The 9,847-nt window shown below is 41.3% G+C and carries 11 protein-coding genes; 10 read left to right on the plus strand and 1 reads right to left on the minus strand.

Annotation, left to right across the window (positions count from 1 at the left end; all coding sequences use genetic code 11):
- The 8 genes from LC574_RS11290 to LC574_RS11325 form a co-directional block, all read left to right on the plus strand.
- A partial coding sequence (locus tag LC574_RS11290) for a VWA domain-containing protein (protein ID WP_229453608.1) occupies positions 1 to 681 on the plus strand: 681 nt, incomplete at its 5' end.
- Between the two features lie 27 nt (positions 682 to 708).
- A complete protein-coding gene (locus tag LC574_RS11295; RefSeq protein ID WP_229453609.1) occupies positions 709 to 1,080 on the plus strand; it encodes a hypothetical protein in 372 nt (123 codons plus the stop codon).
- 19 nt (positions 1,081 to 1,099) lie between these two features.
- The gene (locus LC574_RS11300) at positions 1,100 to 1,246 is read left to right on the plus strand and encodes a histidine kinase (protein WP_229453610.1); all 147 of its coding nucleotides are present in this window, start codon (positions 1,100 to 1,102) and stop codon (positions 1,244 to 1,246) included.
- Between the two features lie 34 nt (positions 1,247 to 1,280).
- On the plus strand, positions 1,281 to 1,505 hold the full coding sequence (locus tag LC574_RS11305; protein WP_012407913.1) for a ferredoxin family protein: 225 nt from the start codon (positions 1,281 to 1,283) through the stop codon (positions 1,503 to 1,505).
- Positions 1,506 to 1,776: 271 nt separating this feature from the next.
- A complete protein-coding gene (locus LC574_RS11310; RefSeq protein ID WP_229453611.1) occupies positions 1,777 to 2,529 on the plus strand; it encodes a PEP-CTERM sorting domain-containing protein in 753 nt (250 codons plus the stop codon).
- Positions 2,530 to 2,806: 277 nt separating this feature from the next.
- Entirely contained in the window at positions 2,807 to 3,550 is a 744-nt protein-coding gene (locus LC574_RS11315; RefSeq protein WP_229453612.1) for an ABC transporter ATP-binding protein, read from the plus strand.
- A 1,390-nt stretch (positions 3,551 to 4,940) separates the two neighbouring features.
- A complete protein-coding gene (locus tag LC574_RS11320; protein ID WP_229453613.1) occupies positions 4,941 to 5,663 on the plus strand; it encodes a carbonic anhydrase in 723 nt (240 codons plus the stop codon).
- A gap of 596 nt (positions 5,664 to 6,259) precedes the next feature.
- Positions 6,260 to 7,768 (plus strand): UbiD family decarboxylase, encoded by a 1,509-nt coding sequence (locus LC574_RS11325; protein ID WP_229453614.1) that lies wholly within the window; start codon positions 6,260 to 6,262, stop codon positions 7,766 to 7,768.
- 240 nt (positions 7,769 to 8,008) lie between these two features.
- Here the strand turns inward: LC574_RS11325 and LC574_RS11330 are convergent, their stop codons facing one another.
- Positions 8,009 to 8,281 carry a hypothetical protein gene (locus LC574_RS11330; RefSeq protein ID WP_229453615.1) on the minus strand — a complete coding sequence of 91 codons (273 nt, stop codon included), beginning with the start codon at positions 8,279 to 8,281 and terminating at the stop codon, positions 8,009 to 8,011.
- A gap of 45 nt (positions 8,282 to 8,326) precedes the next feature.
- Between LC574_RS11330 and LC574_RS11335 the strand changes: the two genes are divergently transcribed.
- Together LC574_RS11335 and LC574_RS11340 are read left to right on the plus strand one after the other, a co-directional pair.
- Positions 8,327 to 9,112, plus strand: a complete 786-nt coding sequence (locus LC574_RS11335; RefSeq protein WP_229453616.1) for a DUF4058 family protein — start codon at positions 8,327 to 8,329, stop codon at positions 9,110 to 9,112.
- Between the two features lie 169 nt (positions 9,113 to 9,281).
- The coding region (locus LC574_RS11340; RefSeq protein WP_229453617.1) for a DUF4058 family protein at positions 9,282 to 9,847 on the plus strand (566 nt) is incomplete at its 3' end.

Here is a 9,847-nt window from a genome sequence, read left to right on the forward strand (position 1 = left end):
TCCGATCTAATGCAACAATTGGCTCAACAACAGGGCTATGAAAAAACAGAATATCTCCAGCGAAGTCAATTTCCACCCCTACCATCTGGTGAAGTGCTCAAAGCCGCTCAGTCATTTTGGAAACAGCGTAAAGATGGTGGACATACCGTTTACATGGAACTGATTGTGGATACCAGCGGTTCAATGGAGCAAAACAACCGTCTGCAAGCAGTTCAGAAAGCGTTACGATTTGCCAGCCAACAAATTAACCGAGGTAATCAGATTGGGTTAGTGACCTTTAGCGATCGCCCCACTCGCCGGATCACCCTCGCTCCCTTCAACGAATTAGAACAAAAGCGATTATTTGCAGCCATTGACCAACTTCGACCTGATGGTGAAACTGCTCTCTATGATGGACTCGCCGTTGGTTTGGCAGACCTGATGGAAAAACAAAAAACTGATCCCAAGGGTCGATTTTATCTACTACTGCTCACCGATGGAGAACGAACCAACGGACTTGATTTTGGACAAATTAAGGATGTGATTAAGCACAGCCGTGTGAGAGTATATCCCATTGCCTACGGTAAAGTGAATCAGCAGGAATTAGAAGCGATCGCTGCGATTCGAGAAGGCAGTGTTTACCAAGGCACACCCGAAAAAGTACAAGTTCTGCTCAAAGACTTGTTTCAGACTAATCTCTGATCCAGTAATTTTAGAAAAATCACAACAATGAACCTCAACACGCAACTCCTCAAAACTTTAGGACTCAGTTGGTTAGTGTTTTTAATCACCGGAGTGCTGATCAGTTGGTTCTTTGCAATTCCGGCAATCACAATACTGATCGATCGCAGCTATTGTCCAGCGACAGAGTGGCAGCAGGTTGTTCAGACTTACACTCAACTTTATCAGCAGCACCAGCAACGTCGTTTGCAATTACAATCTGTCGTCTTGTTCAGCAGTCTAGGAGAGGAGCAGTTGTCAACTCCACCTGAGCCTAAAGTATTACAACAGTTATCGACTTACGGACGCCCGCAGCGACAACGGCAGTTGCAACTACGAAAAGACTATCCTCAAGCACAACTGTTGCAATGTGTTCAATAATGGGGAGGGGTAAAGCGCATTGCTAAACCCGTACAGTGAGTGGGGAGTGGGGGACAAGGGAGACAAGGGAGACAAGGGGATAAAGAAAGTGTTTTCCCCATGCCCAATGCTCAATGCCCCATGCCCCATGCCCAATGCCCCATGCCCCATTCCCCTGCTAGGCTAGAAATAGCCGATACAGAAAAGAGGGAATCGAGAACATGCCGCATACGATTGTTACAGAAGTCTGTGAAGGCGTCGCTGACTGCGTAGATGCCTGTCCAGTAGCTTGTATTCATGATGGCCCAGGCAAAAATGCTAAGGGAACTGATTGGTACTGGATTGACTTTGCCACTTGCATCGACTGTGGTATATGTCTCCAAGTTTGCCCAGTAGAAGGGGCAATTCTTGCAGAAGAACGACCGGAGTTGCAAAAAACTCCCTAGTAATATTACAGTCAAAACCTTTCGTTAGACTGTCGTCGGGTATGGAAAAACTTTCTCCTCCATCTCCATACCCTTATTTATTCATCAGAGCATAGATATTTATACAATATAATCATACTTTTTTTATGTAAATTCACTGCATTGGCACATATTTTTCTACACTCGAATATATAAAATTGTGATGAAATTCCTGTAAAGATTATAACATTCTTTAGTTATTTACCTCAAATAACTGTATATCTGAATCATAATTCAGAGGTATGCAAAACTCATGAAAAAAGTAAGTTTTTCAGTCACTTTTAAATTTTTAACATTTGGTTTGGCTACCGCAGTAATGGGTCTGATGTCTAGTCAAAGTGCTACAGCTGCAACATTTGATCTAACCTTCACAAAGCTATCCGGCTTGACTGGTGGGACTCCAGCAGGTACCGCCGTTTACCGTGCAGATTTATCTAGCATTGGTTTTGACATCAATTCTATCTCGATTGCTGACAGCAATAGTGGCTTGGGTGGTTCTAGCGGCAAATTTAGCGGCTTTGATTTAGATGGAATCAAGCTCAGTAACACCTTGATTAGTAGTGCCGCAGACGTTAATAGCTTATCAGGGTTGAGCGTGTTCAATTTTAGTCCAGCCGGAACTATTTTCACTCCAGGAACTCAGCGTACTCCCGCCGATCCAGCTTTATTTGGTACTACTGGTGGTAGTATCGACAACTCAGTTGCCACGCTACAAAATTTTGATGGCAATTCCACGACTGATTCCTCTGCTTTTGGATTCGTCAGCCTTGGTGATGGGGGTAAAGCTGGATTTAATCTTACAAGTTCCGTTTTTACAACAAGTCCAATATACCTTTACATTGGGGAAGTAGGTGACAACGGTGAGGTAGCAAACGGTCAAATTAGTGTTTCAGACAAACCGATTTCGGTTCCAGAACCTTCTAGTTCAATTGCCAGTTTTGCTGCTTTATCTTTAATGGGAATCTACTTTACAGTACGAGGTAACAAAAAAACAGAGGCTGCATAATTCAAATATTCAAATTCAGTAAATCGCAAACTTTCGGAAACCTACGTAAAAACAAGGGTTTCAGCCCTGCCAAAAAAGAAGTCTAACAACGCTTACTAATAGCGATCGCCTTAACATCACGTAATGTTGTTGGCTGAAATGGAGTTATCTTTGGTAATACAAAAGAGACATAGGTAAAATGCCTATGTCTTTTTGTTGAAAATTTTGTGTGAAAGTAATGCTAATTAAGCTAACGTGAGTTGAAATAACTATATCTTGCGGCTATTCACCGGATTATATGTCAGATTCAGTAAGTTATTCTGCTCCCCTGCTAGAACTACAAAATGTCCACGCTGGATACATCAAAGATGTAGATATCCTGCAAGGTGTAAATTTCCGCGTTGCACCAGGTGAATTGGTAACTGTGATTGGCCCCAATGGTGCTGGTAAATCTACTTTAGCAAAAGCAATTTTTGGACTTTTGATTCCTCACACAGGCACAATTACCTTTAAAGGTGAAAATCTCGTGGGGCTAAAGTCCAATGAAATAGTCCAACGAGGAATGTGCTATGTACCGCAAATCGCCAATGTTTTCCCCTCCCTGAGTGTTGAAGAGAACTTGGAGATGGGTGCTTTTGTGCTTAACGTTCCCCTGAAACCAATTAAAGATAGAATATTTACTATGTTCCCCAGACTAAGCGATCGCCGTCGTCAACGCGCTGGTACTCTCTCTGGAGGAGAACGCCAGATGCTAGCGATGGGCAAAGCTTTGATGTTGGAACCTAGTTTGCTGATTTTGGATGAACCATCTGCTGCTTTGTCCCCGATTTTGGTGACACAAGTGTTTGAGCAGATTAAACAAATTAATCAGGCGGGTACTGCGATCATATTAGTGGAACAAAATGCCCGTAAGGCTTTAGAAATGGCTAATCGCGGCTATGTACTGGAGTCAGGACGCGATGCTATCTCAGGCCCAGGTCAAGAACTGTTGAATGATCCTAAAGTGGGTGAGCTATATCTGGGAGCAGGTAAAAGACATTAATCCGGATTTTTCACTCTTGCCCCCATTCAACATAAGACCACTTTAATAAGGAAACTTCACCAGGCGATAGCGATGTCTAAGGCGGGCTGCGCCTACGCTATCTATAAACTAATACAAAAGCTATAACAATTCCTGCCACTGCCGCGACCGTCGTTTTCGATGCTCAAAGAATTCTCCCCAATAATCCTTGCGTTTCTAATCACATCTACAGCGAGTAAAAAGGTAAAACAGGACATTCATTCAGGAAAAAATGACCAAAATGCAAATTAACTAGATTGGGTAGAACCCCGATTCAACAGTAAGGCTTACTGAACTTACTATATATAAAGCTCTGCATCAGTTTTTAATATACTGCTGAGTCACAACAAATCCTGCAAAGCCGCTCCAGAGCGAACTTGGGGCGTTTTCTCATGGTATAAAAACGCCTATGTTTACCCAATCAAAATTGATTGAGTGCTTTCGGCAATTTGGCATCCAAAATTTTGGCGTTGCAGTTTTAATTGAGATATCAACAGGGTTACTGGGACATTGAGAAAGTTCTACAAGGGATCGATTCCCGTCTCAAAAATCCCACCCAATGGCCAGTTGTTGATGCCCGCTCTGTTAACTACCCTAAAAGGGTGGATGCAGTCAACAAGCAGAGCGAGCGTCACCGCTTCACTACAACTGGCTAGAAATCAAACAGAAAACACATAGTACAAATGGACTAATACCATTTCACGAAATACCTGATATCACGTCCGGTTAAACACAAGTCAATTGCGAACGGAGTGAAGCAATCGCTCCAGACGTTGTGATTGCTTCGTTTCACTTCGTTCCACTCGCTTTTGACTTATCACAAGTAATTTATCGGACATGATATGATATAGGACTCCGATTTGATTTCTGAAAACATCCTGAGACTGAAAAGCCCGTTTTCTCAGGGTTTTATCTGAAATCTTGTTCAAAAATCAGATATGAGTCCTATATATAGATAGATAGGGGTGTACAGATGTACGTTCCTACAGCCGAATCATTATGTTGTAAAGATTTTTGGCGGAGGTATTGACATACTAAAGCGATCGCTATTAAAGGTTTTTAGTAAGGACTTTAGTCCTGAGAAAACTTGCTATGAGCGATGAATAGCTCACTACGAACTCGGATTTTATTGCATCTTTAATTATGCTTACCTACTTACAGCAGATTTCAAAGAAGGTGAGGTACATAAGCTAAGTCTGTTACCCAGGTATCAAGCGTGTTTTACTCCTGTATTCTGTATTCTGCTGTAAGTGCTAAATCACGATGTCATCTGAAGATTAAATGACTCTTAAATCGTGTAAAAGGGTACTCTTGCATCCTGCTTAAGTCTGATATCTTCCTGAGAACAGCTTTGTTGTTTTCAGGTAGATTGATGAGTCGAATTAATGGATTTGTAGGGCGACGTGATTTCTTAAAATTTGCCAGTGTAGTAGGTATTGCAGCTACTGCTTTTGGTGATAGTTTTTGGAATACAGAGCAAACTGCTGTTGCTGATATTCATCCAGACAACCCTAATCCAGTTAGTCCTAATGAAGCTATCAGACGCTTACTGGATGGTAATCAACGATTTATCCAACAAAAACGAAAATATCCCGCTCAATCACTAGAACATCTGCGATTAGTTGCTAAAGCTCAGTATCCCTTTGCCGCTATATTAGGTTGTGCAGATTCCAGAGTCCCTGCGGAAATCGTCTTCGATCAAGGACTTGGAGATTTATTTGTCGTGCGAGTTGCTGGTAATGTCGTCAGTGACACGGTTATAGGTAGTCTGGAATATTCTACAACAGTTTTAGGTTCGCAGTTGATTGTAATTTTGGGTCATAAAAGATGCGGTGCAGTAGCAGAAGCAATCAAAAACGAACCCCTTCCTGGCAGAATTGGTTTGATTATTGAGGGTATCAAACCATCTGTAGAAACGATAAAGTTAAGAACGGGTGATAATATGCAGAATGCAGTTATAGCCAATATTCAATATCAGGCTGAAAAATTGCAGGAAAGCTCAACAATTTTAGCTAAATTGCTCCGTGAAGGGAAACTAAAAATTGTCGGTGCTTGTTACGATATTGACACTGGTAAAGTCAACATTATTACTTGAAAATCTTACACCTTTTAGGCGTAGTATTCTTAGTTTAATCATGTTGCAAAAAATTATTAGTTATTGATAGTATTAAAAATTAATCAAATTCATTGCTCAAGTTAAAAAAATATTCCTTATACCATTTAACAAAATACCTGTTAAATATATATTGGTAGGGGCGGCGATGCCTGGGTTGGTCTACGCTAACGTAAACTCACAAAAATTCAGAAAAACCAACAAGCAAAGCACAGTCCAAGCTTCTAACAAATAAACCCGGCAGGGGCCATATAACAAAGCCGCCCGCCAGGAAGGTATAGTATATTCTGGCCATGTTTGATTAGGTTAGCGCTTATTTATAAAAAATAATTGCATATCCCTAGATACAATAACTAAATCCTTTGGAGAACACAGTTAAGAAAAGTTACTAAATAGGTTAATTTATAATTAAAACCACAATTCCCCAAATGGAAAGCAGAGGAACAGGGAGACAAGGGAGAATTATTCAACAAATCTCTTCTCAATACCCAATACCCAATGCCCAATGCCCAATGCCCAATGCCCCATAATATAAGAAAGCGCTTCACACTTCTTAAATAATCAGCTTTATTAGAACAATGGCAAGAGACTTGCGGGGATTCATGAAAATTTTGGAAGAAAAAGGACAATTACGGCGGATTTCAGCTTTAGTTGACCCAGATTTAGAAATTGCTGAGATTTCCAACCGGATGCTGCAAAAAGGTGGGCCAGGGTTGTTGTTTGAAAACGTCAAAGGCGCTTTCTTCCCGGTGGCGGTGAATTTGATGGGAACTGTGGAAAGGATTTGCTGGGCGATGAATATGCAGCATCCAGAGGAGTTGGAAACTTTGGGGAAAAAACTAAGTATGCTGCAACAGCCAAAACCACCGAAGAAGATTTCCCAAGCGATAGATTTTGGGAAAGTGCTGTTTGATGTGGTGAAGGCGAAACCAGGACGAGATTTTTTCCCTGCTTGTCAGCAAGTTGTGCTTCAAGGTAATGATTTAGATTTAAATAAGTTACCTTTGATACGTCCTTATATTGGTGATGCTGGCAAGATTATCACGCTGGGACTGGTAATTACCAAAGACTGTGAGACGGGGACTCCAAATGTAGGTGTGTATCGCTTGCAACTACAATCTCTCAATACAATGACGGTTCACTGGTTATCGGTGCGGGGTGGGGCGAGGCATTTGCGAAAAGCGACAGAACGTGGGAAAAAATTAGAAGTTGCGATCGCACTTGGTGTAGATCCTCTAATTATCATGGCAGCTGCCACACCCATCCCTGTAGATTTATCAGAATGGCTGTTTGCAGGACTTTACGGCGGTTCAGGTGTGCAGTTGGCGAAGTGCAAAACTGTAGATTTGGAAGTTCCCGCAGATTCCGAATTTGTCTTGGAAGGGACGATTACACCAGGAGAAGTTTTACCAGATGGGCCTTTTGGTGACCACATGGGTTATTACGGCGGTGTAGAGGATTCGCCGTTAATCCGCTTTGAGTGTATGACGCACCGGAAAAATCCGATTTACTTAACAACATTTAGCGGTCGTCCACCTAAAGAAGAAGCGATGATGGCGATCGCACTAAATCGCATTTATACGCCTATTCTGCGGCAACAAGTATCAGAAATTGTTGATTTTTTCCTACCAATGGAAGCTTTGAGTTACAAAGCGGCGATTATTTCCATAGATAAAGCATATCCGGGACAAGCGCGACGGGCAGCTTTAGCGTTTTGGAGTGCTTTACCACAATTTACATACACTAAATTTGTCATTGTTGTCGATAAAGACATAAATATTCGTGATCCGCGTCAAGTTGTGTGGGCGATTAGTTCCAAAGTTGACCCAGTGCGGGATGTCTTTATTTTGCCGAATACACCTTTTGATACCTTGGATTTTGCCAGTGAGAAGATTGGCTTAGGTGGACGTATGGGAATTGATGCGACTACAAAAATTCCGCCGGAAACAGACCATGAATGGGGTTCGCCTTTGGAATCTGATCCAGATGTGGCGGCGATGGTAGAGAGACGATGGGCGGAGTATGGTTTGGCAGAATTACAGTTAGGAGACGTTGACCCGAATTTATTTGGCTACGATATGAAGTAGTATTTTGTATCGCCGTGCGTTACGCTGTGACTTAGGGAGCATCCCAAATGTGTAAAAACATGATTTGTCATTGCGAGCGTAACGTAGTGAAGCAAAGCAATCGCAACATCTGTACTTTGGTGATTGATTGCTTCATTCCGCTTCGCTTCATTCGCAATGACGACTCATTATCTTAAATAAATTTGCAAAATTGGGATGCTCCCGTGACTTACGCACTCAAGCCTGAAACCTAAATCTCCCCTAGCCGCCCGATGAAACCAATTCGCAATTCGCAAAAGCTGGTTTTGAAGTCGCAAAAGCTGGTTTTGAAGTCGCAAAAGCTGGTTTTAATCTCGCAAAAGCTGGTTTTAATCTCGCAAAAGCTGGTTTTAATGTCGCAAAAGCTGGTTTTAATCTCGCAAAAGCTGGTTTACGAGTGAGAAAAGCAAGTATATAGTTGTAGTCACATACGTTAGGACAGTGTTGATTGCCAAAGTCTATCTCTTTGATTGTCAGCAAAAGCCGTTCTCCCATGAAGTATTCTTGTATGTTTAAAATTTTGGTTTTGAGATATTTGTTATGGCTTATCCATTTCCAGGAATGAACCCGTATTTAGAAGATTCTGAATTATGGCCAGGAGTACATGGGAGACTAATAGTAGCGATCGCAGATTATCTTTCCCCTCAATTACGTCCTAAATATTTTGTCGCCATTGAAGAACGAATTTATCAAACTACTGGCGATGATAAACTCTTGGTTGGTATTCCTGATGTAATAGTACAAAATTCACAGACAGCAATAAATCCTAAAATACCGAATATAGCTGTAGCTACACCTGCCGTTCAACCTAAAACGGTGACTGTTCCCGTACCTGAGATAGTAAAGGAAAGATATTTAGAGGTGCGAAAGGTAGCAATAAAAGAAGTAGTAACAGTAATTGAAATTTTATCACCTAAAAATAAACGTACAGGAGAAGGACGGAACGCATACGAAATTAAGCGGCAGCGAGTATTGGGAAGTTCAACACATTTGGTGGAAATTGATTTATTGCGTGTTGGGGAACCAATGTTAGTTTTTGGAGATGGTACGCAAAATGATTATCGGATTTTGGTTAGTCGGGCAGAAAATCGTCCCCAATCTGATTTATATGCTTTTAATTTGCAAGATATAATTCCTTCATTTCCCTTACCTTTGCGAACTAGTGATAGTGAACCTTTGGTAGATTTGCAGAGTTTATTAGCTGGCATTTATGACCGCGCAAGTTATGACTTAGTAATAGATTACAGCAAAGAGCCAGTGTCCAAATTGTCAGAAGAAAATGCAGTTTGGGCAAACGCATTGTTACGGGAGAAAGGACTGCGTTAAATAATTCGTAATTCGTAATGACGCTCGTTCCTCGCTACCGCTACGCTAACGTAATTCGTAATTAAGTTTTGTAATGGGGATTTAACCCCAACACAAAACTTGCTTTTTTATTGAACCGGGGGACTTAAACTCACGGAACTAGTTAAAGAAGAAAATAGGAGTTAAATCAATGCCTTCCATATTTCCTGGAATGAACCCGTATTTAGAACATCCTGAATTATTTCCAGGATTACATCACTTGCTAATTAGTGAAATTGCCAGGTTTCTATCTCCCCAATTGCGTCCTAAATATCGAGTTGCTGTAGAGGTGCGGATGTATGAAACCACTGATGAAAATTCACTACTTGTTGGCATTCCTGATGTGATTGTGAAAAATCGGCAGACTGTAAATGATTCTACAAATACAAATGTAGCAGTAGCCGCACCAACGCCTGAACCTATAAAAGTAAAGATTCCTATGCCTGTTTCTATTAGAGAAGGATATTTAGAAGTACGAGAAGTAGGAACAGAGGCATTAGTTACTACTATTGAAATTTTATCTCCTACAAATAAACGTCCGGGTAAAGGACGGCAGACATATCAAGAGAAACGCGAACAAGTATTAGCCAGTCGTAGTAATTTAGTTGAAATTGATTTACTGCGTAAAGGTGAACCAATGCCAATGATGGGTAATGATATTCAGAGTCATTATAGAATTTTAGTTTGTCGTGGCGATCGCCGTCCTTATGCTGACTT

It is taken from the genome of Nostoc sp. CHAB 5715 (genome assembly GCF_020829685.1).
Classification (GTDB): Bacteria; Cyanobacteriota; Cyanobacteriia; order Cyanobacteriales; family Nostocaceae; genus Nostoc.